The 25,302-nt window shown below is 33.9% G+C and carries 18 protein-coding genes and 12 pseudogenes; 13 read left to right on the top strand and 17 right to left on the bottom strand.

The features are described from left to right. The first annotated feature begins 987 nt into the window (after positions 1–987). Positions 988–1,704 carry a Bdr family repetitive protein gene (gene bdr / locus bhYOR_RS06970; RefSeq protein WP_247088549.1) on the top strand — a complete coding sequence of 239 codons (717 nt, stop codon included), beginning with the start codon at positions 988–990 and terminating at the stop codon, positions 1,702–1,704. Positions 1,705–1,885: 181 nt separating this feature from the next. Here the strand turns inward: bdr (bhYOR_RS06970) and bhYOR_RS06975 are convergent, their stop codons facing one another. The 6 genes and pseudogenes from bhYOR_RS06975 to bhYOR_RS07000 form a co-directional block, all read right to left on the bottom strand. Further along, positions 1,886–2,257, bottom strand: coding sequence for a hypothetical protein (locus bhYOR_RS06975; protein WP_247088551.1), 372 nt, complete (start codon positions 2,255–2,257; stop codon positions 1,886–1,888). A gap of 1 nt (position 2,258) precedes the next feature. Then, on the bottom strand, positions 2,259–2,417 hold the full coding sequence (locus tag bhYOR_RS06980; RefSeq protein ID WP_247088553.1) for a hypothetical protein: 159 nt from the start codon (positions 2,415–2,417) through the stop codon (positions 2,259–2,261). Then, complete coding sequence (locus tag bhYOR_RS06985; RefSeq protein WP_247088562.1) at positions 2,380–2,676, bottom strand: hypothetical protein; 297 nt, start codon at positions 2,674–2,676, stop codon at positions 2,380–2,382. Before bhYOR_RS06985 ends, bhYOR_RS06980 begins: the two co-directional genes overlap by 38 nt. 89 nt (positions 2,677–2,765) lie before the next feature. After that, entirely contained in the window at positions 2,766–2,951 is a 186-nt protein-coding gene (locus bhYOR_RS06990; protein ID WP_157255271.1) for a hypothetical protein, read from the bottom strand. A gap of 5 nt (positions 2,952–2,956) precedes the next feature. Beyond that, on the bottom strand, positions 2,957–3,214 hold the full coding sequence (locus tag bhYOR_RS06995) for a hypothetical protein (RefSeq protein WP_247088629.1): 258 nt from the start codon (positions 3,212–3,214) through the stop codon (positions 2,957–2,959). A gap of 154 nt (positions 3,215–3,368) precedes the next feature. Next, a pseudogene (locus bhYOR_RS07000) lies at positions 3,369–3,908 on the bottom strand (variable large family protein); the annotation flags it as partial. Between the two features lie 41 nt (positions 3,909–3,949). Here bhYOR_RS07000 and bhYOR_RS08400 point away from each other — a divergent pair. The 9 genes and pseudogenes from bhYOR_RS08400 to bhYOR_RS07050 all read left to right on the top strand — a co-directional run. Next, positions 3,950–4,314, top strand: a pseudogene (locus bhYOR_RS08400) (variable large family protein); the annotation flags it as partial. A 133-nt stretch (positions 4,315–4,447) separates the two neighbouring features. Beyond that, a complete protein-coding gene (locus bhYOR_RS07010) occupies positions 4,448–5,473 on the top strand; it encodes a variable large family protein (RefSeq protein WP_247088564.1) in 1,026 nt (341 codons plus the stop codon). A 104-nt stretch (positions 5,474–5,577) separates the two neighbouring features. Further along, positions 5,578–6,655 (top strand): annotated as a pseudogene (locus tag bhYOR_RS07015) (variable large family protein). A 122-nt stretch (positions 6,656–6,777) separates the two neighbouring features. Next, positions 6,778–7,875: a variable large family protein gene (locus bhYOR_RS07020; protein WP_247088566.1), complete on the top strand. Its 1,098-nt coding sequence runs from the start codon at positions 6,778–6,780 to the stop codon at positions 7,873–7,875. Positions 7,876–7,976: 101 nt separating this feature from the next. Beyond that, positions 7,977–8,981, top strand: a pseudogene (locus bhYOR_RS07025) (variable large family protein); the annotation flags it as partial. A gap of 58 nt (positions 8,982–9,039) precedes the next feature. After that, positions 9,040–9,867 (top strand): annotated as a pseudogene (locus bhYOR_RS08405) (variable large family protein); the annotation flags it as partial. Between the two features lie 261 nt (positions 9,868–10,128). Beyond that, positions 10,129–10,398 (top strand): annotated as a pseudogene (locus bhYOR_RS07040) (P12 family lipoprotein); the annotation flags it as partial. Between the two features lie 646 nt (positions 10,399–11,044). Then, positions 11,045–12,157, top strand: coding sequence for a variable large family protein (locus tag bhYOR_RS07045; protein ID WP_247088570.1), 1,113 nt, complete (start codon positions 11,045–11,047; stop codon positions 12,155–12,157). A 154-nt stretch (positions 12,158–12,311) separates the two neighbouring features. Beyond that, positions 12,312–12,935 (top strand): Vsp/OspC family lipoprotein, encoded by a 624-nt coding sequence (locus bhYOR_RS07050; protein ID WP_025434302.1) that lies wholly within the window; start codon positions 12,312–12,314, stop codon positions 12,933–12,935. A gap of 128 nt (positions 12,936–13,063) precedes the next feature. On the opposite strand, the pseudogene bhYOR_RS07055 reads toward bhYOR_RS07050, so the two are convergent. Together bhYOR_RS07055 and bhYOR_RS07060 are read right to left on the bottom strand one after the other, a co-directional pair. Next, positions 13,064–14,091 (bottom strand): annotated as a pseudogene (locus bhYOR_RS07055) (variable large family protein). Positions 14,092–14,469: 378 nt separating this feature from the next. Beyond that, positions 14,470–15,114, bottom strand: coding sequence for a Vsp/OspC family lipoprotein (locus bhYOR_RS07060; protein WP_247088572.1), 645 nt, complete (start codon positions 15,112–15,114; stop codon positions 14,470–14,472). A 449-nt stretch (positions 15,115–15,563) separates the two neighbouring features. On the opposite strand from bhYOR_RS07060, the gene bhYOR_RS08215 reads away from it, so the two are divergent. The 3 genes and pseudogenes from bhYOR_RS08215 (at position 15,564) to bhYOR_RS07075 (ending at position 16,386) form a co-directional block, all read left to right on the top strand. Further along, entirely contained in the window at positions 15,564–15,722 is a 159-nt protein-coding gene (locus tag bhYOR_RS08215; protein WP_330378867.1) for an Mlp family lipoprotein, read from the top strand. Beyond that, positions 15,695–15,916: pseudogene (locus bhYOR_RS08220) on the top strand (Mlp family lipoprotein); the annotation flags it as partial. The gene bhYOR_RS08215 and the pseudogene bhYOR_RS08220, both read left to right, overlap by 28 nt. A gap of 35 nt (positions 15,917–15,951) precedes the next feature. Continuing rightward, a complete protein-coding gene (locus bhYOR_RS07075) occupies positions 15,952–16,386 on the top strand; it encodes an Mlp family lipoprotein (RefSeq protein WP_025434303.1) in 435 nt (144 codons plus the stop codon). Between the two features lie 561 nt (positions 16,387–16,947). Here the strand turns inward: bhYOR_RS07075 and bdr (bhYOR_RS07080) are convergent. From bdr (bhYOR_RS07080) to bhYOR_RS07115, 9 genes and pseudogenes are all read right to left on the bottom strand, one after another. Further along, a complete protein-coding gene (gene bdr, locus bhYOR_RS07080) occupies positions 16,948–17,352 on the bottom strand; it encodes a Bdr family repetitive protein (RefSeq protein ID WP_025400177.1) in 405 nt (134 codons plus the stop codon). Positions 17,353–17,866: 514 nt separating this feature from the next. Next, entirely contained in the window at positions 17,867–18,478 is a 612-nt protein-coding gene (locus bhYOR_RS07085) for a Vsp/OspC family lipoprotein (protein ID WP_025400178.1), read from the bottom strand. A 461-nt stretch (positions 18,479–18,939) separates the two neighbouring features. Continuing rightward, positions 18,940–20,012, bottom strand: a pseudogene (locus tag bhYOR_RS07090) (variable large family protein). A 113-nt stretch (positions 20,013–20,125) separates the two neighbouring features. Then, positions 20,126–21,062 (bottom strand): annotated as a pseudogene (locus bhYOR_RS07095) (variable large family protein); the annotation flags it as partial. A 102-nt stretch (positions 21,063–21,164) separates the two neighbouring features. Then, positions 21,165–22,208 (bottom strand): variable large family protein, encoded by a 1,044-nt coding sequence (locus tag bhYOR_RS07100; RefSeq protein WP_025434304.1) that lies wholly within the window; start codon positions 22,206–22,208, stop codon positions 21,165–21,167. A 374-nt stretch (positions 22,209–22,582) separates the two neighbouring features. Further along, positions 22,583–22,873: a Vsp/OspC family lipoprotein gene (locus bhYOR_RS08315; RefSeq protein ID WP_331486847.1), complete on the bottom strand. Its 291-nt coding sequence runs from the start codon at positions 22,871–22,873 to the stop codon at positions 22,583–22,585. After that, the gene (locus tag bhYOR_RS08320) at positions 22,860–23,078 is read right to left on the bottom strand and encodes a Vsp/OspC family lipoprotein (protein ID WP_331486848.1); all 219 of its coding nucleotides are present in this window, start codon (positions 23,076–23,078) and stop codon (positions 22,860–22,862) included. The genes bhYOR_RS08315 and bhYOR_RS08320 overlap by 14 nt, the downstream gene beginning before the upstream one ends. Positions 23,079–23,213: 135 nt before the next feature. Beyond that, positions 23,214–24,252: pseudogene (locus bhYOR_RS07110) on the bottom strand (variable large family protein). A gap of 218 nt (positions 24,253–24,470) precedes the next feature. After that, a pseudogene (locus bhYOR_RS07115) lies at positions 24,471–25,115 on the bottom strand (Vsp/OspC family lipoprotein). Positions 25,116–25,302: the final 187 nt, after the last annotated feature.

The raw sequence follows: 25,302 nt of genomic DNA on the forward strand, positions 1-25,302 counted from the left end.
TATAATTTGTTATTAGTATAAGATTCTTTGAATTATAATATTGACTAAAGTTGCTATGAAAATGTACAAAGTTGACGCCAAAATGGACAAAGTTGCTATGAAAATGCACCATAGTTGTCACGAAAATATACCAAAGTTGACATTTTTATAAATAGATATATATATTTCTATACAATGATTAGCATAAAAATATTTTTAATAAAAAATCAAATCTAAAAATTTATTGCCAGAATATCTACTACCGATTCACTTGGAATAAGTCCTAAAGAAATTATTTCTTACTATCAAATAGTACAGAACTTAAATCAATTGGTATCATACTCTCTTCCGGTACCCCCTGTCCACTCTAAATAACAAAAATTTTACTATCACTAACTTTACAGATAATATTATTTATTATACTTTATCTTCTGGTCTACAAATTAAAAAGCATACTTTGCTTAACCCAAAACTAATTACAAACGCCATTTATTCCCTAAAAAAGCTTAATTCTACTATCATAGTAAATGGATTCTAGATGTTTAGAGGTTAGGTTTTCTAGGAATAGTTTTTTAAGAATACGATTAATTTTCCAAGCTATGCTATTCTTAATTCCTCCTATAGAAAAAATGCTTTTTGCTTTTATACCCACTCCTCTTCACAAAATCTAAAACATAAGCATATCAAACTTGTAAACAAAACTACTCCTCTAAATAGCTATAAAAACTTAAAGTTTATTAATTCTTTTCAATCATTACGCATACATACTTCTAATTTACTATTCTATAAAAATAGCAATAATAAATTGTAATCTAATATTGCGACCCTAATTGAATCCTTTTTACTTGATAATAAATCAAGTAAAAACTTACATACACTCAATCTTATATTAATATACACCTCAAACAACTTGGTATTAATTATAAATTAACTAATAGAACTCAAAAACAACTATTCTCTCATATCCTTTTGCAATAAAATAATGTATAATACTTATAAGGAGATTTTATGGGACTTCCTCAACCAATAGTTACTCAACAAATGGTTATCGCTGAACTTGTTAAAGCTGGCATTGATAGAGATATTGCTACTGATTTATCTTACAGATATTATCGTAATGAGCTTACTTACAAAGATATTGAGTATTTAGAGACTACTTTTAACCTTAAACTTGAAAAGGTTGGGGCAAGCCTAAAATCTGACATTAAAGACATTGATAACAAGATTGATACTGTTGAGAATAATCTTAACATAAAGATTGATAACGTTAGAAATGAGTTAAAATCTGACATTAAAGACCTTGACAACAAGATTGATACTGTTGAGAATAATCTTAACATAAAGATTGATAACGTTAGAAATGAGTTAAAATCTGACATTAAAGACCTTGACAACAAGATTGATACTGTTGAGAATAATCTTAACATAAAGATTGATAACGTTAGAAATGAGTTAAAATCTGACATTAAAGACCTTGACAATAAAATAGACAACGTTAGAAATGAGTTAAAATCTGACATTAAAGACCTTGACAATAAAATAGACAACGTTAGAAATGAGTTAAAATCTGACATTAAAGACCTGGATACCAAAATTGATGTTAACAAAATGGAACTTAAGAGCACATTAAGACTTCATAATTGGATGTTTGGCACTATTATTACACTTAATATAGGAATTTTTTTAACATTAATTTCAATTATTTATTCGGTTTTGGGCAAGTAAATGTGAATTACTAATTCTATGGTCTTTGACTACATAATCAGCAATTCACACAAATCAGAATGGTATAACCCTAAGGACTTGTTGGCCTTAGTCTTTTTAGCAGTTCTTAACTTGCTTACCTTGTAATTTTCCTTCAAAAGCTTCTTATTCTCCCTCTAATGAACCAACATCCCCAGACCCCTTAACAACAAACCTGGGGATTCTCATCAACAACCCTTTTTTCTAAATTGCCAAGAAAAATTTCCTTATAATCCTCATGAATCCTATCCAAAATATTATTCATCAAAGAACCACGCTTTGTTTCACAATAATAATCATTATTGCCTATTTTCTTAATCGTAATGTCAAGGCCATCTGTATATTTCTTTATTAGCCAATCTTTAACGTATGCATATACATATTCATAGTCAATGTCTGCAGGGCTAAATATTGGGAAATTAATTATTGCATCGTATGCCCTCTTAGACTGAACTTCGTCGCTCATATAGGCGTTCCAAAACCTATGGCGCTTTATGTATAACCTTTTTGCTAGATATTTCAAACTAAATCTCATGTCATATCTCCTTTTCACCTAAAATTTGATTCTGTTCTTCATCTGGAAACATGATCCCTAAATTAGCTATAGAAATTCCCTTAGTAGTCTTAAATCCTTCAAAATTATTCTTAAGCACAATCTCAACCAACCGGACGTGGTGGATTATGCACACTCTCATAGGGTGCTGAATTATCTCTATTATTCTCTATATTCACTCCCATGTTCCCTACCCTACTTTTCTCTAAAATAGCAAGCATACTTTCCCTAGCACGGTCTTTTAGATAAGCTTCATCTTCCCTAGCCCTCCTTAAACGCTCTTCCCTTTCTTTAGCTTCACGTTCAAACAACTTACTCAAATATTCTTCCCTTCTCTTTATTTCAAGTCTGCATTTTTCTTCCCTATCCCTTTCTATTCTTTCTGCCTCTTCAGGTTTCAATTAATTTGTTATCTCTTTTACTTTATTTTTCTAACTCGTATATTATCGCCATAAGTCTCTTTAAGAGCACAATTTAGCTTATACTTTTTTTACCAATCTCTAACTCTTCCCTCCCATATGAGCTCATAATCGCTAATCACGCCATCTTTACGCCTCATCATCATCCATACTTTGTATTTATACCTATTGCTAAATTGCTTTAGGAAATGCTCTAGAATGTCTTCAATATAGTATTCGCTTCTGTATTCAATGATTGCTGTCTCTAGATTGATCAATGCATTTATGTAAGTTGCATCATTGTTGCTTCATTCTTTACTATATTAATCGAAATATCGTTATTAGCAGCATTACCAGATTCAACAATAACTTGAAAAAAAATATCAACACAGCTTACATGCCCAATTGATGTACTAGCTGCTACAATTTGCGCTTCTTCAGCACCATTAAGCTTTTCGCAACTATATAGGTAAAAGACAGTTTTAGGATCTTTCGCAACCCCACCGCTATTACAGCTTATTAATGCCATAAATAAAGTCATCATTGCACTTAATCTTTTTTCATTATGTGCCTCCTTTTAACTTATGCATTAGATTCAGCATCAGAACTATCGCTAGCAAATAGTTCTCCTGATTTACAAAAAGGCAAGGGAAAGTGTTTTCCTTACAACGACTTTATTTTTTACTTATTTTGCATTAGTTAGTAGTCGGTTGAGCAGTATCAACTTCAATAGCATCAGTTCCAGTAGTCTCAGAGTATTTTATTCCCTTAACATTTTCTTTAATTTGACCATCTTCAAGATTTACTGCTTTACTAATTACTACGTCCAGTATTCCTAGTACCTTATTTACTGTACTAAATTTACATAGCCTTTAGTGCAAAACATCTGTCGCTTAAGTCTGCATTAGTTTTAGCAGTATACCCCCCCAGCAGCATTGACAGTAATAATAGCAGGTGCAGTACCAGAAAAGCCACCTGATGCAACATCAGCACCAGCATTTACAGTATTAATCTTTACACCAGACTTTTCGGCAACCTCAATTATTTTTTTAACTCCTTTAATAATCGTATTAACACCAACTTCTTCAGCGGCTGCTGCTCCACCAACTGTATTAGAATCACCAATAGGAATGCTACCACCTTCTTTAGTTACCCTAGCCTAGTTTGCTTACAGAATCAATTGATTTTGTAGCACCTTGAATCACAGATCTAACTCCTGTAACATCGGCATGTGGCACTTGAGATTGGGGTTGGCCCTCAAAGAAGGGGGCAGAAAGCTGATACGGTTAAATCAGTTGGAGCCAGTAACAGATGCTAGCATATTACAAGCTATGATTAAAAATAATGGCGATGTGCTGCTAAATTAGCTAAGAGTAATGATGGCAATGTTGGTGTTTCCCCTAAAGATGAAACTATAGCAAGAGCTATAGCATTAAGAGAACGGCTAAAGGTGGTAAATTTACTAATGCTAGTGCTGCTGATAATGAAGGGGTTGTTGCTACTGCGATTAAAGGAACAGCAATTGTGATAAGAAAAACAATTGGCGCAGGCCTTAAAACAATTAAAGATGCTATGAAAATTAATCCTAATGATACTCCTGTAACTACTGGTAATCAGATTTCTGAAACTAAGAAGAACTAATATTAGAATTAATAAGCAGTAAATAACTAAATAAAGTTATTTAAGGAGAACTCTTCTATTGTTCCCGATGCATGAGAGGTGTTTCCTTATTTATATCTAGCTCCTTTACTTAAATAGAGTAATAAGGAAGAAAATGAGAAAAAGAATAAGTGCAATAATAATGACTTTATTTATGGTATTAGTAAGCTGTAATAGCGGTGGGGTTGCGGAAGATCCTCAGAGTAAATTTTTAAAGTCAGCAATAGACTTAGGTAATGATTTTTTAAATGTGTTTACATCATTTGGAGATATAGTTTCCAAGGTATTAGGTTTTAGTACAGAGACAAAAAAGTCTGATGTTGGGGCTTATTTTAAGACAGTACAAGATACTATACAAGGCACTAAGGATAAACTTAATAAAATTGTTGCTGACATGAAGAGAGAAGGAAATCCTAATGCAGCTGGAACAGAGACCGCTGTTAACAAACTAATTACTGAAACACTTGATAAGATAATTGACGGAGCTAAGGCTGCTAGTGAGGCTATTGGAGATGATAGTGACCCAATTGGCAATGTAGGCGCTACTAATGTTGCAGGTGCTTCTGGAACTGGGGTTAATAGTCTAGCAAAAGGAATTAAGTCAATTATAGACGTGGTACTTGGAAAAGAAGGAAACGCTGAGGCAGGTACCGATAAAAAAGCCGACGGTCTTACCTCAAGAACTAATAATGGGAGTGGTGAAGCAGGAAAACTATTTGATGCTGCTAATGCTGGAGATGCTGATAATGCAAAAAAAGCAGCGGCCGATGCGTCTAAAGCAGTTGGAGCAATAACTGGTGCTGATATCTTAAAAGCAATGGTTAAGGATGGCAGTGAGGCTGCTACTAATGCTGCTAAAGCTAATGCAAAAGATGGAACTATAGCAGGAGCTATAACTTTAAGAGCAATGGCTAAAGGTGGTAAGTTCGCTGGTCCTAGTGCTGATGCTGTTGAGTATGCTCCCGAGGTTAAAGGAGCAGCAATAAGTGCAGTTACTAAGGCATTAGATACATTAACTATTGCAATAAGAAAAACAATTGATACAGGGCTTAAAATAGTTAAAGAAGCTATGAAAATTAATGCTAATGATACTCCTATAACCCCTGATCAGAGCACCCCTAAAGCTACTACTACTAACTAATAAGGATAAATACTAAAATATAAAGTTATTTAAGGAAAATTATTAGCTAACGATAGTTCTGATGCTGAAGGTAATGCATAAGTTAAAAGGAGGCACGTAAAAAAATGAGAAAAAGAATAAGTGCAATAATAATGACTTTATTTATGGTATTAGTAAGCTGTAGTAATCAACTTGAGGCTGAGAAACTAGCAGCAGAAAGTAAAAATTCTTTCTTTGATTCATTAGTGAAGATAGGACAAGGATTTCAAGATATATTTGGAATTCTTGGAAATGCAATAGAGGATGTATTAGGATTTAATGCGGTTAAATCTGATGATAAGAGAAGCAAAGTGGGAGAACACTTTGAAGGTATAGGAAAGGGACTTAAAGAAACTAAGATTAAGTTAGATGAGTTGTTAAAAGAAGTAACTGCAGCGCCACATGCTGATACTACAGGGGTTAAAGCTGTTATTAATAATGCTGGTGCAGTACTTACAAAGCTAATTGATTCTGTGGCTAAACTAGCTGGGGCAACTAAATCCGAAGCTCCTATAGGCGATGCTGGTACTGCTCAAGCTGCTGCTGCAACACCTGCTGATATTGCTGATGTTAATACCGTTATTGAAGGAGTTAAAAAAATAATTGAAGTTGCCGAAAAGTCCGGTGTAAAGATTGAAAAAGGAACTGCGGGTGCTCAAGTAGCTAATGCTAATGGACCTAAAGTACTGACTAATAATGCTCAAGCTGATGCTAATTCTGGTCCTGCACTAGCTGCTGAGGTAGATAAAGCTGATCCATGGGCAATGATTGACAAGATTAAAAATGCTAAAGCTGTTACTGCATCTGCTGCACCTGCCGCTAATGATGACGCTGGACAACTAGCTACTGGTAGTGCTAATGCTGCTAATAATGGCACCGCAGCTACTAATGCGGACTTAGCAGCAGCTGTTGCACTAAAGGCTATAACTAAAGGTGGAAAGTTTACTCAACCTGCTGCAAATGAAGATGGTGCAATTAAGGTAGCAGCAGCAAGTGCTGTAAATAAGGTATTAGGAATACTGGACGTAATAATTAGAAAAGTAGTCAATCTAGAACTTGGCAAAATTAAAGAAGCAGTAAAGGGAATAAAATACTCTGAGACTACTGGTGAAGCTACTGAATCTGATACTGCTCAACCAACTACTAAATAAATCATCAAACTAAAAATATAAAGTTATTGTAAGGGAAACGCTTCTCTTGTTTTCTATAAAGCAGGAAAACTATTTGCTTGCTTATAATCTTGGCACTGAAGCTAATAGATAGGTTAAAAGGAGGCACGTAAAAAAATGAGAAAAAGAATAAGTGCAATAATTAATAAGTTAAATATAAGTATAATGATGATGATAGTTGTTCTAATGATAGGATGTGGACAACAGGCAGTAGAAGCAAGGAAGGATGGCGCAGCAGGAGGAGAGAAACAAGGGGCTGGAAGTTTAAGTGAAGTACTAATGGAAGTGGGAAAAAGTGCTGAGAATGCTTTTTATTCATTTTTAGAGTTAGTTTCAGATACATTAGGTTTTACTGCTAAATCAACTACAAAGAAGAGTGATGTAGGAGATTATTTTACTGCTTTAGGTAAAAAACTTGGAGAAGCATCAGCAGAGTTAGAAGAAGTAGCGAAAAAGTCAGAAATAGAAGGATCTAAAGATAGTCTATTAAACAAGGCAATTAGAGCAGCAGTTGATACAGCTAAAACTACTTTAAACACATTAAAAACCCGTTTAGACTCCTTAAAAGATATAGGTAATGCTAACAAGGTAGGGGAAGCAGCAAGTGATGCTGCAGGAACAGCAGTAGATGATGTTGAATTAAAGAAAGCATATAATGCATTAAAGGGTATAGTAGATGAAGCAGGTAAATCAGGTATTGCAAAGCCAGAAGCAGGAGCAACAACATTAAAAGTAGATAATGCAGATAATAAGGATGGAGCTAAAATATTGGCTACAGATAACAAACCAGCAGCAACTGATGCATCTAAGGCAGCAATGATACTGGCAACAGTAAGTGAAGAGGAAATGCTAGCTTCAATAGTTAATTCAACAGAAGGTGATGCAGCACTAGCGGCAGCTGCAACTGCACAGACAAGTGCGGTGTCTTTTGCAAAAGGAGGTACTGCAGCTAATTTAGCAGGTGCAGATGCTGCAAAAGCAGCAGCAGTAGCAGGGGGGATAGCATTACGTTCATTGATTAAAACAGGCAAACTAGCATCTGCAGCAGCTGGACAAGGAGGACAAGGAGAAGTGCAAGCAGTAGGAGTAGCTGCAGTAAATAAATTATTAGTAGCAGTAGAAGATATAATTAAAAAGACAGTAAAGAATGTTCTTGATAAAGTAAAGCAAGAAGTAGATAAAGCAAGAGCTCCAAAAGCAGCAAGTCAAAAATAAGATAGATAGTTAGATTAATTACTTAAAAATAAGATTAGAAGGCAATCTTAGAGATGCGTCTCAGATGCCTTCTATATTGTTGTAATGAAAAATGAGAAGTTAAATTGGCTGCTGAATCTAAAAATTCTTTCTTAGATTCATTAGTGAAGATAGGGCAAGGATTTCAAGATATATTTGGAATTTTTGGAAATGCAATAGGTGATGCATTAGGATTTAATGTGGTTAAATCTGGTGATAAGAGAAGTAAAGTAGGAGAACACTTTGAAAGAATAAAAAAAGGTTTAGGTGATACTAAGGATAAGTTAAAAGAGCTATCAGGTGAAATATCTGAAGCAAAGAATGCTAATAGCAGCACAATTGAAGCTGTTAAGAGTGCAATTAGTAGTGCTAGTGATGTCTTTGAACAACTAATTACTGCTCTAACTAAACTTGCTGGTGTTGCTAAAGAAGCTGGTAGTATTGACATTGGTGATACTGCTAGTGCTGCGGCTGCAGTAGCTGCTGACAAAGCTAGCGTTGAGACTATTATTGCAGGGGTTAAAGCTATTATTGAAACTGCCAAAAAGTCAAGAGTAGAGATTGAAGATGGAAAAGAGGGTAGTCCGGTTGAAGCTAATGCTGGTGGTGAAGCAGTTGCAAAATCTGGTGCTGCTGCGTCTGCTAATGTTGGTCCTAAACTTGCTGAAGAAGTGGCTAAAGCCGATCCATGGGCAATGATAAATAAGATAAGAGATGCCAAGATTGCTGCAAATCCTGCTGCACTTGCTGCTGGTAATGCTAACAATGCTGGAGAGCTAGCTACTTCGATTGATGCTGCTAATGCGGGTGCAAAGAGTAATGCAGACTTAGCAGCAGCAGTAGCATTAAAGGCAATGACTAAAGGTGGTAAATTTAGTGCTGCTGCAAATGAAGAAGGGGCAGTTAAAGCAGCAGCAGTAAGTGCAGTAAATAAGGTATTAGGAGTACTTGATTTTATAATTAGGAAAACAGTAAGTAGCAATCTAGATAAGATAAGAGAATCTGTTAAGGGAATACAATATTCTGAAACTACTGGTGAAGCTACTGAATCTGATACTGCTCAACCAACTAATAAATCGTCAAACTAAAAATATAAAGTTATTTAAGGGAAGCGCTTCTCTTGTTTTCTATAAAGCAGAAAACTAATTTAAGAAAATACAAGATGCCGTTACATCTACTAAAACATCCCTTGAGAAAAGGGCATCAGACATGAAGAGTGGAGGTAATCCTAATGCAGCTGGAACAGAGACAGCTGTTAACAAACTAGTTACTGATACACTTGATAAGATAATTGACGGATCAAAGACTACAAATGATGCTATTGGTGATGCTAGTGACCCAATTGGTAATGTTGTTGCTTATGGTGCTGGTAATGCTGTCCGGGGTTAAAGACAATGATATTGATAAACTAATAAATGAAATTAAGTCAATTGTAGATGTAATACTTAAAGAAGGAAATGCTGATGCTGGCAATGATAAAAGGCCGAAGATGGTTCACCCCCCCCAAGAGGTGCTGCTACTAATGACAAGACAGGAAAATTATTTATCACTACCACGCTGATACTGCTGCTAATGCCAAGAAATCAGCAGCCGACGCACCAAAGGCTGTTGAAGCAGTAACCGATGCTGATATATTACGAGACATGGTTAAAGATGGGGCAATGCTGCTAAATTGGCGAAAGAAACAACTGGGAATGCTTCTGTAGCGACTATAGCAGGAGGTATGGCTTTAAGAGCTATGTCTAAGAATGGTAAATTTGCTAATGGTAATGATGCTGCTAGTGCTGATGTTACTACTGCGGTTAAAGGAACGGTAATAAGTGCGGTTACTAAGGCACTAGATACACTAAATATTGCAATAAGAAAAACAATTGACACAGGACTTAAAACAGTTAAAAAAACTATGGGAATTAATCTTCATGATATTCCTATAAACCCTGAACAGAACACCCTAAAGCTACTACTAATAACTAGTTAAGGATAAATACTAAAAATACAAAGTCATTTAAGGAAAATGCTTCTTTTATTCTCTGTAAATCGGGGAACTATTTGCTAGCGATAGTTTTGATGCAGAAGGCAATGCATAGGTTAGGGAGGTACGTAAGTGAAAAAAAATTAAGTACAATAATATGACTTTATTTTTGGTATTAGTAAGCTGTAATAGCGGTCCTGTATCAGAGGATCCTCAGAGTAGACTTTTAAAGTCAATAGGTAAGTGATTTAAATCTTGAAAGTCTTATAAATCAAGTTGATAGTGAACTGAGCGAGTTGGAATCTGCAAAATTCTTGTTTGATAAAGCACAGGAAACTTTAAAAGAAGCTATTACTGAAAGATTAAAAAATATATTACTTTATTCTTTCGGAAAAGCAAACGATTGTTTATTAGTACAATTATCTCGAAAGGCAAGCAGTAGCGCAGCAAATTTTTTAAGCCAATTAGAATATTCTTCTGCGAAGCTAACTAAAGCAAGGAGAGATAAAGAAAGAGATAGAAAAATTTATTAAAGAGGCTAAATCTGCTCTATCGAATCTTGAAAGATAAAAAAACATGTAAAGGTATTAAGCATCCCCCAACATTAGTATTTGAAAGAGGAGCTCCCTTTAACAAGGGAGCTCTCTTAAATTTTATTTAAATTTAAATAAGTTTTTGAAAATAATGACATTCACTTGACCTTAGTAAAATGCTATTTAGATTATGTTCGCTTTTTAAGGATGCTATACAGGATTTCTAGTTGATATTTATAGGTAGACTTGTAAGAAATATCCATTTCTTTGGGTCGTAGATTGATGTGGGCTTTGAGCTTATGAAGTACATGACTATGTTTAGAGCTTGTATTGCTAGAGAAGAATTCTTCTATTACAGAGGCAATAATATTTTGAAACAGGATTTAGAATTTTTATAGCAATCTAAATTGTTTTTATTAAGCCTAACAATGTCGAATTTCAATTTTTCTCTATGTTTTGAAGCATAGGTTCATTGGATAGTGATATGTGATTATATTTACAGTTAAATGCTGTATTACTGTTAAATAATATAGCATTGTCTCCTATAAGCTTTTTCCTTTCATTAAAAATTAAGGCATAAATATTTTCAAATCTTTAGTTCTGATGCTGAAGGTAATGCATAGGTTAAAAGGAGGCACGTAAAAAAATGAGAAAAAGAATAAGTGCAATAATTAATAAGTTAAATATAAGTATAATGATGATGATAGTTGTTCTAATGATAGGATGTGGACAACAGGCAGTAGAAGCAGGTAAGACCGGAGCAGCAGGAGGAGTAAATGGAAATTTAGGCAATTCACTAATGGAATTAGGTAGGAGTGCGGAGAATGCTTTTTACGCATTTATAGAGTTAGTATCAGATGTGTTGGGATTTACTGCAAAATCAGATACAACTAAGCAAGAAGTAGGAGGTTATTTTAACAGCCTAGGTGCGAAGCTTGGAGAGGCGTCAAATAACTTGGAACAAGTAGCAATAAAAGCAGAAACAGGTGTTGATAAAAGCGATTCATCAAAAAATCCAATTAGAGAAGCGGTTAATGAAGCTAAGGAAGTTTTAGGTACATTAAAAGGATATGTAGAATCTTTAGGAACAATAGGCGATTCTAATCCAGTAGGTTATGCAAATAATGCTGCTGGTTCAGGAACAACAGCAGCTGATGATGAATTAAGGAAAGCCTTTAAAGCATTGCAAGAAATAGTAAAAGCAGCAACAAATGCAGGTGTTAAAGCATTAAAAACAGGAGCTACTACACTACAAGCAAATGGAGGAGCAGATAATAAAGAGGGTGCTAAGATATTAGCTACAAGTGGTGGTAATCCATCAGCAGCAGATGTAGCTAAAGCAGCAGCAATACTATCAAGTGTAAGTGGTGAAGAGATGTTAAACTCAATAGTTAAATCAGGAGAGAATGATGCACAGCTAGCAGCAGCTGCAGATGGAAATACAAGTGCAATTTCTTTTGCAAAAGGAGGTTCAGATGCTAACTTAGCAGGTGCAAATACTCCAAAAGCAGCAGCAGTAGCAGGAGGAATAGCATTGCGTTCATTAGTGAAGACAGGTAAATTAGCAGCAGGAGCAGCAGATAATGCTACAGGAGGGGGGAAAGAAGTACAAGGAGTAGGAGTGGCTGCAGCAAATAAGCTGTTAAGAGCGGTAGAAGATATAATTAAAAAGACAGTAAAGAATGTTCTTGGAACAGCAAAAGAAAAAATAGATAAAGCAAGAGGTATGCAAGAACCAGCTATAGAACCAAGTAAGTGAGAAGACATATTAATAAGATAAATAGTAAATTTAGATTATTGAGGAATAAAAGCAGAAGGCAATCTTAGAGAGATAGATCTAGGTTGCCTTCTACTTTGTTTTAAGGAAAATAAGAAGTTAAATATAATAGTGGAAAAGAATAAGTGCAATAATAATGACTTTATTTATGGTATTTACATCATGTAATAATGGAGGGCCAAAGCTTAAAAGTGACGAAGTAGCTAAGTCAGATGGAACGGTACTTGATTTGGCAAAGATAAGTAAAAAGATAAAAGATGCTAGTGTTTTTGCAGCAAGTGTAAAAGAAGTAGAGACTCTGGTTAAGTCTATTGATGAGCTTGCTAAAGCTATTGGAAAGAAAATTAAAGACTCTGCTACTGAGCTTGATAATCAGGCGAATAAGAATGCATCAATACTTGCAGGAACATTTAATGTTGTGTTACACGTGAAGACTAAATTGGCACAATTGGAGAAAAAGGAAGGGATCCCTGAGAATCTGAAAGTAAAAGTTACTGCTGCAACAGCTGCAAATACATCATTTTTAAATAAATTGAAAGAGAAGAATGCTGACCTTGGTAAAGATGGTGTTACTGATGAAGATGCAAAAAAGGCTATAGATAGAATTGGAAAAAAGGACGGTGATAAAGGAGTTGCTGAACTGATTAAATTAAACACAGCAATAGATGAGTTAGTAACAGCTGCTAATAATGCAGTAGAAGCTGCAATTAAAGAGCTTACAGCTCCTGTTAAGGGAGAAAAACCTTCTCAAAATAACTAACTAAGGGAATAAATAAGTTAAGTAGTTATTACAAGATAAGTTATTAAGTAAAAGGTAAACTACCCTTCTGTATCAAAAACAAGAAAAGCGTTTTCCCCTACAATGACTTTATATTTACCCTTAACTAACTAGTTAGTAGTAGTTTTAGGGGTATTCGGCTCAGGACTTATAGGAATATCATTAGTATTAATTTTCATGGCTTCTTTAACTGTTTTAAGGCCTCCGTCAATTGTTCTCCTTATTGCAATAGTTAATGTATCTAATGCCTTAGTAACTGCACTTATTGCCGCTCCCTCTACTGCTTTCTTTGCGTCAGCATCAGCTGCATTAGGACCAGCAAATTTACCATCCTTAGCCATCGCTCTTAACGCTATACCTCCTGCTATAACCGCATCTTTTTTATTAGCCTCAGCACCAGCGGCAGCACTATGCTTAGCTAGCTTAACAGCATCACCTTCATTACCTTTAGAAATAGCTTGTAATATGTCAGCTCCAGTTACTGCTCCAACAGCCTTTGCTGCATCAGCTGCTGATTTCTTAGGATCAGCATCAGCAGCATTAGCAAACAACTTCCCTGCACCATCATTATTTCTTGAGGTAAGATTTTCAGCCTTTTTATCATCACCAGCATCAGCACTTCCTACACCTTTAAGTACCACGTCTACTATTGCCTTAATTCCTTTTACCAAGTTTTCAATCCCAACACCAGGAATACCACCAGCGGCAGCAGCAGCGACATTGCCAATTGGGTCACTATCATCTCCAATAGCCTCACTTGCAGTCTTTGCTCCTTCTATTATCTTATCAAGTGTTTCAATAATTAGTTTGTTAACAGCTGTCTCCGTCCCAGCAACGTTAAGATTATTTTCACTTTTCATGTCTAAACTATTTGCCCAAGCTTTGTCTTAATATCTGTTACAGTACCTTGGATTCTCTTAAAGTAATTCTCAACAGCAGACTTTTTAATTGAAGCACCAAAACCTAATACACTACCGACCATCTCGCCAAATGATGTGCAAACATTTAAAAAATCATTACCTAAGTCTATTACTGACTTTAAAAATTTACTCTGAGGATCTTCCGCAACCCCACCGCTATTACAGCTTACTAATACCATAAATAAAGTCATTATTATTGCTCTTATTCTTTTTCTCATTTTTTTACGTGCCTTCCCTATATCATAAAAAAATAAAAACCCACAATGACTTTTTGGTATTGACATATAACATAACTCATTATTATACGGGTTTTTATACTTTTGGTTTACTTACACAAATTCAACTTACTTTTAAAATAGTTAATTATTTGATTACAATAAGAATATACTCTTAATATCATACCTGCAATTATTTATATTCAATCTTTACTCATATAAACAATTTGATATACAAATAAACATTCCCTAAATAACATCAGAAGCTAAAAGCATTACGCTCCTAGCTTCATATTCCTTTTTGACTTTATTTCTCCCTGATCTTACAGCTTACTTAATTAACTTATCTTATAATAACTACTTAAATTATTTATTCCCTAATTAGTTATTTTGAGAAGGTTTTTCTCCCTTAACAGGAGTTGTAAGCTCTGCGACTGCAGCTTCTACTGTCTCATTAGCAGCTTTTAACAACCCATCAACCGCTGTATTTAACTTAATAAGCTCTTCAGCTCCTTTAGTTTTATCACCATTATCTTTCTTTATAGCTTTTTTTGTGTCATCATCAGAAGCATCATTTTTACCAAGGGAAGCATTTTCTCCTTTCACTTTATCTATAAACGCCTTACTTGCAGCTTTAGAGGCAACAACTTTTGCCTTCAATTCAACAGAAATTCCCTCCTTATTCTCTAACTGTCCTAACTTAGTGTCTGCAAACAACACTACACTATATGCTCCTGAAATTAAAGAACCATTTTTACCACCATCATCTCCAAGAGTACCACCAGCCTCAACTTTTTTACCAATAGCTTTAGCAAGCTCATCTATTGACTTAACTAAAGTCTCTATTTCTTTTACACTTGCTGCAAACTCAACCGCGTCTTTTATTTTTTTACTTATTTTTGCTAAATCAAGTACTGTTCCGTCAGACTTAGCTACTTCGTCACTTTTAAGCTTTGGCCCTCCATTATTACATGATGTAAATACCATAAATAAAGTCATTATTATTGCACTTATTCTTTTTCTCATTTTTTTACGTGCCTCCTTATTACTCTTCTATATAGGCAAAGGGACTAGATAGCCAAAAAAGCTTTTTTAAACTACTAAAATGCAAAAAAATAATAATTTTTATAAAACCAATGAAGACTCACAAGAATCTATACATCAAGAAAAAAACTGCTATATATTGTTTAAATCATAAAGATAAGGGGATTACATGAGCAAACTTATAAGGTTCATGCTCTTCGGAGCAGTATTCTTGTATTGTTGCAAAGGATATAAAGTAAGAATAGCACCTACTGAAGATCAATCACATAGTAGATCTAAAAGAGCTATGAATAATTTACATAAAGAAACTGATGAGATAAAAGAAAAGGCTATTACTCTAACTGATGATGAGAGAAAGAAATTTAACTCTTTAAAGCATGCACTTGAGAAGATCGTTGAAAAGCTACAAAATCAAATTCAAGGATGTCAAAATGATAAGAGTAAATGCACAAGGCTTTCTTACTTGGCTTTCAAAGGACATACCAAAACAAAAAGAATTAGCCAATGCTTTTACCGATGTTTATAACTTCTTAGAAAAGAAAAGACAAGACAAGAAAAAGCAAGTGATAAAGATTTTGACACCTATATAAGTGACGCTATTGATTGTCAAGTAGGCAACAATGATGGTAAATACGGTAATGGTACTAACGAGATAGAACAGTTCTTCAGGGGCATTTTAAACGACATACCCAACAAGCCAACTAATAAGGAAATGTTTGAATGTCTTAAAGATGGTCTCACAAGCGACAATAGTCATTGGGGTGGACTTAAAAATTGGGAATAAAATAAATTATTAATATTAAGATAAGGAAATTTGATATGAAAGTTATTAATTTTGTCTTAATAATTTTATTACTAATAATTAGTAATTGCGGTCAACATAACAATAAGGATAAAGGGATTAAAAGTAGATCTAAAAGAGACGACTTAAGGGAACAAGCACAAGAAGTACAAAAAACACCTGAGGAATCGTTAAGAGAAAAGTTAAATGATATTGAAAAATTAAATTTAAACTTCTTAAAAGAGGCTTTGGATGATGGGAGTAAATTCAATCAGTTTGTGCTTTTAAATCAATCTAAGATTAAAGATGCGCTTGAACATATAAAGAATGAACTTTCAAAGTGTAGTGGTAATGAGCAAGGCAAAAACACTTTTAAAGAAGTAATAAAGGGATATTTTAACACAATGAACAACAATACACTAAATGGTTTTAAAGCCGGGGCAATAAGCACTTGTGGATCGGCGGGTGGGTAAATGCACCTGAGCATAATTCAAGTAAAAAAGCAAATTTAAAAAAGGATATTTAAGACCTAAAAATTTAAGAGAGGGTACAACACAACATCTAGACAAAATCCCTACAAAAGAATTAAATTTTGAAGAACAATACGTATCACTGCAAATTACAAAGCTATTAAAAGAGAACACTTAATTAATGATAATTCCGTATTAATTTCTAAATTTAGCTCACTAAGCTGGTCTGCGGTTTCAACTCAAATGAATCCAACATCATTGACTGTATAAATCAAGTTAAATAATATTGTCTTAAGCTCTATCTTTAAAGCCTCTAAATCTTCGCTAAACTTAGATGAGAAACCACATTACAAAAAAGTTTTCATCTTAAGCACATCTTCTGCTATATTTTTATATAATTCTTAAAAAAGATAGAATACCTGTATAAATCTCTTGCATTAATCTTGAAATTTAATCCCATCGCTACCTTTACCTTGCAGAAACTAAATATCATGCAACAATCAGCAAGGTCTAATTGTCTTTAACAAAAAAACAATTGATTAAAAGAGGCATTAAGATGAAGGGTTACTTAACTGAAAGTTGCTTACTTAACATTGATATTAATGCTAAAAATATCCCTATATTAAGTGCAATAGGAGTACCAAACATCCAATTATATAGCCTTAACGTACTCTTAAGTTCCATTTTGTTAATGTCTATCTTATTATCAAGGTCTTTAATATCAAATTTTAACTCATTTCTAACAGTGTCTATTTTATTGCCAAGTTCATTAATGTCAGCTTTTAAGCCGCGTTCTAACATTTCAAGTTTTATATCAAAGTTTTCTCTTAAATGCTCAATATCCTTATGAGTAAGCTCATTACGGCAATACCTATAAAAAAGGTCAGCAGCAATGTCTCTATTTATCCCAGCTTTAACAAGCTCACTTAAAACCATTTGTTGTGTAATTACTGGTTGTGCACATCTCATAAGAATCTCCTTATGTAATTATAATATAATATTTTACATGTTATAAAAACTTTATCTTGGGAAAATGTGCCTTAAGAAAAGGTATATTTAAAGTTACGAATAAATACGATGCATATTTGTTCTAAATGTAAAAAAATATCTTAATAAAACTACCCTGTCCAGATACATTATCCCTAACTTCAACATAAAGTATACTCAAATTAAGTTTAGTAAGTATGGTTTTAATTATGGATTATATATTGGATGGTACTCGTAAAGCTTTTCTTAGCTTAAGTGATAAAGTCTATCAATAAACTCAAACCAATATCAAAGTAATGTTCTGGATAGTTCAGCATCAGATTTTATTTAGTCGCTAACTCCTAATTTTTTAGTCTTAACATCAGTAACACTTGCCTCCTTTAGTATCTGTCGTAAAGTTGATAGAGTCTTTTATTTTTAACTTATTGTAGCTAAATCAAGAACAATACCACTAGGAATAATTTTTATAATAATATTTAAATTATTTATACTTTAGTTAAGACTTAGCGGGAGTTGCTGGCTTAGCAGGGGTTGTAAGCTCTTTAATTGCAGCTTCTACCTCACCCTCAGCTGCCTTTAACAACCCATCAATTGCTGTGTTTAAAGCAATAAGCTCTTCCTTACCTTTACCTCCAGTAGCATCGCTTTTATCTATAGCATTTCTTGCATTCGCATCAGTAGCAGCTCCATCCGCAGCTCCCAAAGTAGCATGTTGATTTTTTAACTTACTTGTAAATGCTTTAGCCTTAGCCTCAACATCTTTAACTTTTTCACCTAAATTTTTAAGAGATTGTGCTACTTGTAACTCTCCTGATTTTTTTTCTATAGTTGTAGCCACACTAAATACCCCTGCCATCAATGGAGTATGGTGATTACTACCATTAGCATCATCTTCCAACCCATTTGCAGCAATTTTTTTCTTAATGCCCTTAGCAATATCGTCTATTGACCTAACTAAAGCATGAACTTCTTTTACACTTGCTGCAAAAGCACTAGCCTCTTTTATCTTTGCACTTATTTTTGATAAATCAAGTACTGTTCCGTCAGACTTAGTTACTTCGTCACTTTTAAGCTCTCGCCCTCCATTATTACATGATATTAATACCACAAATAAAGTTTAACATTTCACTTAACATATTCTTCTTCATTATTCCGTGCCTTCCCTATATCATAAAAAAATATAAACCCACAATGAATTTTTGGTATTGACATAAAATAAAACTTATTATTATACGGGTTTTTATGCTTTTGGTTTACTTATTCAAATTTAAGTTACTTTTAAAGTATTTAATTATTTGATTACAATAAAAATATACTCTTAATATCACACTTACAATTATTTATATTCAATCTTTACTCATATAAACAATTTTATATACAAATAAACATTCCCTAAATAACATTAGAAGCTAAAAGCATTACGCTCCTAGCTTCATATTCCTTTTTGACTTTATTTCTCCCTACTCTTACAGCTTACTTAATAACTTATCTTGTAATAACTACTTAAATTATTTATTCCCTTACAATAACTTTATCCTTTATATTTACCGTTAACTAGTTATTTATTTACTACCCACTAGTTGTTGCTTCTGCAGGATTAGTTGCTTCTGCTGACTTATCTTCTTGTTTAACTTTAGCAAGAGTTTCATTTATTGTCTTTAAACCACTATCAACTGTATTCCTTATTGCTATTATAAGTGTACTTAAAGTCTTACCTACCGCACTTGCTGCTGCTCCTTTAGCGGCTTCAGCTTCAGTCTTATTTGCAGCAGTGTCCTTTACAATAAATTTACCATCTTTAGCTATTGCTCTCAAAACTATTCCTGCTGCTATTACTGCATCTTTTTTAGATTCTGCAGTAGTAAGTTTTTCATCATCAGCAGTACCAGTACCCTTAGCTAAAGCCAGACCCGCCGCATCTTTCACTTCCTTAACTTTGCCATCTTTCGTAGCATCAACATTAGCACTAGCAATAGCTTTCAATATGTCAGCACCACTCACAGCTCCTATTGATGCACTTGCCGCAGCTACATGTTTATCTTCAGCGCCCTTATCAGCAGAGGTCTCAGCTCCAAATAGTCTACCGATATTCTTTTTATCATCATCAACAGGCTTGGTCTTATCTGCTTGTCCATCACCTTCTTTTATAACCAAGTCAACTATTTCTTTTATTCCCACAACAAGACTTTTTACACTTCCTGCATCAGGACCAGCATTCCCGGCAGCATCAGATTTTACAATCTCACCAATTGATGCTCCATCAGTAGCACCACTAGCTGCTTTCTTTGCTCCTGCTGCAATCTTGTCTAAGACATCTGAAACAAACTTGTCAACGACTTCCTTTACCTTTAGATAGTTACCATTCTTTGCAACTTCATCTTGCAACTTCTTTTTAACTTTTGTCATAGTGCTCTCAATATCAGTGAAATACTTCCCTATATCACTTTTCTTAGTATCAGCCTTAATGCCAAACGCACCCGCAACCATATCTTTAAAAGTCACAAAAACATCTAAAAATCCTTTACCTAAATTAGCTATAGATGTTAAATACACAGTTTAGGATCCTCTGCAACCCCACCGCTATTACAGCTTACTAATACCATAAATAAAGTCATTATTATTGCACTTATTCTTTTTCTCATTTTATTCCTTATTACTCAGGAGAGCTATATAAAACATAAAAGGAAAACAGTTCTCATAAAGAGAAGAGTTTTCCTAAAATGACTTTATTATTTAGATTATTTAATTAGATAACTTATTTAGTAACAGTAGGTCGAGTAGTACTAGCTTCAGTTGATTCAGTAGTAGTTTCAGAGTACTGTATTCCCTTAACAGCTTCTCTTATCTTATCTAAATTGATTGCTACTGGTTTCCTAATTATAAAATCAAGTACTCCTAATACCTTATTTACTGCACTTATAGCTGCTGCTAGGTCAGCATTGGTTTTTGCACCATAGTTATTATCATTATCATTAGCATTAGCATTAGCATTAGCAGCAGCTAGTGTTCCAGTTTCATTATTATTGCTTTGAGCAAGGGTAGCAGGATCAGTAGCGGTAGCATTCTTAATCTTATCAATCATAGCCCATGGATCAGCTTTAGATACTTCAGCTGCTAACTTATCACCAGCTCCAGCTCCTGCAGCTGCATTATTATGACCACCCAGTACAGCAGGGGCAGCGAGCAGCAGCTGTTACCTGCCCACCAGCATCTCCAGGTTTGATTGATATGCCAGACTTTCCTGCTTCTGCAATAATTGTTTGAATTCCCCCAATAATGGCTTCAACTCCAGCCTTTTCAGCACCAGCAGCAGCATTATTATCATTATGACCAATTGAGTTATCATCTTTAGTTGCATCAGCAAGTTTAGTTAAGGCATCAATTAATTTATCAAAAACATCACCCGCTCCTTTAATTGCGCCCTTAACAACTTCAATGCTACTTCTATTAGCATTCTTTGCTTCAGATATTTCACTTGATAGCTCTTTTAACTTATCCTTAGTATCTTCCAAGCCTTTTTTTATTCTTTCAAATTGTTCTCCTACTTTACTTTTCTTATCACCAGATTTAACTGCTGTAAGTCCAAAAGTATCCCCAATAGCATTACCAAAAATTCCAAATATATCTTGAAATCCTTGACCTATTTTAATAAGTGAATCAAAGAAAGAAATTTTAGATTCAGCAGCCAATTTAACTCCTTAAGTTTAATTACAACAATATAAAAGGCATCTTAGATGCTATATTTAAGATTGCCTTCTAATCTTACTTTTAAGTAATTAATCTAACTACCTATCTTATTTCTGAACTGCTGGTTTTGGAGTTCTTGCTTCATCTATTTTTTCTTTTGCTGTTTTAAGTACATTTTTTACGGTCTTTTTAATTATATCTTCCACTGCTACCAATAACTTATTTACTGCACTTACTCCTACACCTTGTACTTCTTTCCCTCCCCCTGTAGCATTATCAGCTGCACCTGCTGCTAGTTTACCTGTCTTAACTAATGAACGTAACGCTATTCCCCCTGCTACTGCTGCTGCTTTTGCATTAGTTTCACCTGCTAAATGAGCATCTGATCCTCCTTTAGCAAATGACACCGCAGTTGTATTTGCAGTTGCAGCATTATTTAGTGCTTGATCACTTTCTTGTGATCCAATTATTGATTTTAAAATTTCCTCACCACTTACTGCTGCTAATATTACTGCTGCTTTAGCTGCATCTCCTGCTGCTGGATTATTACCACTTGTAGCTAATATCTTAGCGCCATCTTTATTATCTATTCCATTTACTGTTAATGTAGTAACTCCTGATTCTAATGCTTTAATACCTAAATCTGTTGCTATCCCCACTATTTCTTTTAATACCCTAAACATCGCTTTTAACTGAGCATCGTCTGGTGATGTTCCTGTACCTTGAATATTATTTGCATCACCTACCTTTTGGTTAGCATCACCTACTTGACCTAAAGACTCTAAATGACCTTTTAATGTACTTAAAGTAATCTTAGCAGCATCAACTGCACTTCTAATTGCTACGGCTATTGATCCATCTTTAGACCCTTCTATTTCTGACTTTTTTGCTACCTCTTCTAATTCATCTGATGCTTGTCCAAGTTTTTTACCTAAAGCAATAAAATGATCTCCTACATCACTCTTCTTTGTAGTTGATTTAGCAGTAAAACCTAAAGCATCTGAAACTAAAGCCATAAATGAATAAAAGACATTTTCAGCACTTCTCCCTACATCCATTAGCACTGCACTTAAACTTCTTCCTCCTGTACCTGCTGCTACGACATCCTTCCCTGCTTCTGGTCGTTGTCCACTTCCACAACCAAAAAGCAAAAATAAGTAATCTAAGTGCTCATTAAGTGATAAAACAAGTTAAAATCAAGCCATAAATATAAGTCTAAAAGATAAAAGTAATCAAAGTAATCTAAAAAATATAATAAAGTAATAAAGCAAGTAAAAATAGAATAAAAAAACAAAATAAGCTAAGAGAAATATACTCCTAGCTTATTATTTATAGACTTTATTTTTGCAAATAATTACGATTGATTAAAAAATAATCTTATAATAATCAATTAACTTGTTTATCCTTAGTTAGGTTGAGCAGTAGATGCTGACTTAGTAGAAGTTGTAAGCTCCTTAATCGCAGCTGTTACCGCAGCTTCAGCAGCCTTTAACAACCCATCAATTGCTGTGTTCAAGGCAATAAGTTATGCAACTCCCTTATCACCATCTTTTTTGCCAATCCTATCTATAGCTTTTTTCGTATCATCATCAGAAGAAGTATCTTTCAATTTATCTAAGAATGCTTTACTTTTATTCTTAACCGAATCAATCTCTGTTTTCAGTTTATCAGAAATTCCATCTATTACCTCTAATGTTCCCAATTTAGGAGTTAAAGCTAATATTATATTACGTACCCCTGCAACTAATGAACTATTCTTACCTGCATCATCCCCTACATATGTTCCATCAGCTTTAATTTTCTTACCAGAGCTCATCAATGGACTTAACTAAGGTATGAACGTCTTTAACACCCTTAGCAAAAGCAACTGCATCGGCAATGTTTTTACTTATTTTAGATAAATCAATAACAGTGCCATCAGATTTAGCGGCCTGACCATCTTTAGGAGTAGTCCCTAAATTATTACAAGACATAAGTAAAAATAAAGTCATTAATAACGCACTTAAAGTAATTCTTTTCATTATTACGTGCCTCCTTATTAACTCAACTCAGGAAACTAGATAAAAACAAAAGGAAAACAATTCTTATCTTATGAAAAGAAAAGTTTTCCTAAAATGACTTTATTTAGTTATGTATGTTTTATTAATAATTCTTTATTATTGTCCACTAGCTGTTGTTTCTACAGGTGTAGCAGCTTCTGCGGATTTATCTTCTTGTGTAACTGTAGCTAATGCTTCATTTATCTTTTTTTCCATTATCAACAGTATTTCTTATTGCTATTATTAGAGTACTTAAAGTCTTACCAACAGCACTAGCAGCAACACCATTAACTGCATTAGCAGATTTCTCTTCATTATTCTTAGAAGCAAACTTACCATCCTTTGCCATTGCTCTAAGAGTAATTCCTGCTGCTACTATTGCATCCTTTTGATTTGCTTTAAGATCTTTCTGATCTCCTTTTTTAGCAACAGCAATCTCTGCTGCATTTGTCGCTGCATCAATCTCAACCTCACCTACAACATCCCCAGATTTAGCAATAGCTTGTAATATATCAGCTCCAGTTACAGCCCCAATTGAGGCACTTGCTGCTCCTGCATGTTTTTCTTCTCCAGCATTAGCATTAGTACTAAGCAATCTACCAATTGATTTCCTCTCAGTATCTTCAATCTTAGCACCATTAGCATCTGCATTTCCTTTATCCTTTAAAACTACGTCAACAATAGTTTTAATTCCTTTAACAATAGAATTTACTGCTGTTTTATCAGCAGGTGCAGCATCCTGAGCGTCTTTCACAGCATTTCCTATAACATCACTACCTGTTGCACCTTTAGCTGCTTCCTTTGCTCCTGCTGCAATCTTATCTAATGTGTCAGTAATAAACTTGTCAACAACTGTTTTAACTTTTACGTAATTACCATTCTTTGCAACTTCATCTTGTAATTTCTTTTTAACTGTTGTCATAGTACTCTCAATATCAGTAAAATACTTCCCTATATCACTTTTCTTAGTATCAGCCTTAATACCAAACGCACCCGCAACCATATCACCAAAAGTCACAAAAACATCTAAAAATCCTTTCCCTAAATTAGCTATAGATGTTAAATATACAGTTTTAGGATCCTCAGCCTTAGTACTACCACTCCCACAACTAAGAAGTAAAAATAAGCAATCTAAGTTATTATTAAGTAATAAAATAAGTTAAAATCAAGGCATAAATATAAGTCTAAAAGATAAAAGTAATCAAAAAAAATCTCAAGAAGTATAATAAAGTAGTAAAGCAAATAAATATAAGAATAAAAAAACAAAATAAGCTAAGAGAAATATACTCCTAGCTTATTATTTATAGACTTTATTTTATCGGATAATCACCATTGATTAAAAAGTAATCTTATAATAAATTAACTTGTTTACCCTTAGTTAGATTGAGCAGTAGATGCTGTCTTAGCAGGAGTTGTAAGCTCCTTAATTGCAGCTGTTACTACGCCGTTAGTAGCAATTAACAAATCGTCTATTGACTCGTTGAGGTTACCAAGTTCCTCAGCTCCTTTGGTCTTATCATTATTAGTTCTAAGTATAGCTTTTTTTTGCAGCATCATCCTGAACAGCTGCTTTGCCAAGATCAGTATTATTGTCTTTCAATTTCTTTGAAAAAGCTTCTGTTTTAGTCTTAGTATCAGAAACTTTACTCTTTAATTCATCAGAAATTCCAGCTGTTTTTTCTAAAGCTTCCAATTTAACTTTTACGTCTACCATTAATTGAAATACTCCAGCAAGTAATGAACCATTCTGATTAGCCTCAGTACCAAGTGTATCTTGATTTTAATTTTCTTACCAATAGCTTTAGCCAGCTCATCTATTGACTTAACTAAAGTATGAACTTCTTTTACACTTGCTGCAAAATCACTAGCATCTTTTATCTTTTTACTTATTTTTGCCAAATCAAGCACTGTTCCGTCAGACTTAGCTACTTCGTCACTTTTAAGCTCTGGCCCTCCATTATTACATGACATAAACACCATAAATAAAGTCATTATTATTGCACTTATTCTTTTTCTCATTTTTTTACGTGCCTCCTTTTTTCTCAGAAAGGATTAGATAGTTAAAAACCTTTGATAAACATAAAAAAACTAAAAACATTAGATACTTTAACATTTCAGAGATTAAACATAATAAAACAACTAATCTACTAATTGTATCTAACAAATAATTAAATGATTTTTGTAAAAAAAATGAAGAAAAAAAATA

This window comes from Borrelia nietonii YOR (assembly GCF_023035795.1).
GTDB classification, from domain to species: Bacteria; Spirochaetota; Spirochaetia; order Borreliales; family Borreliaceae; genus Borrelia; species Borrelia hermsii.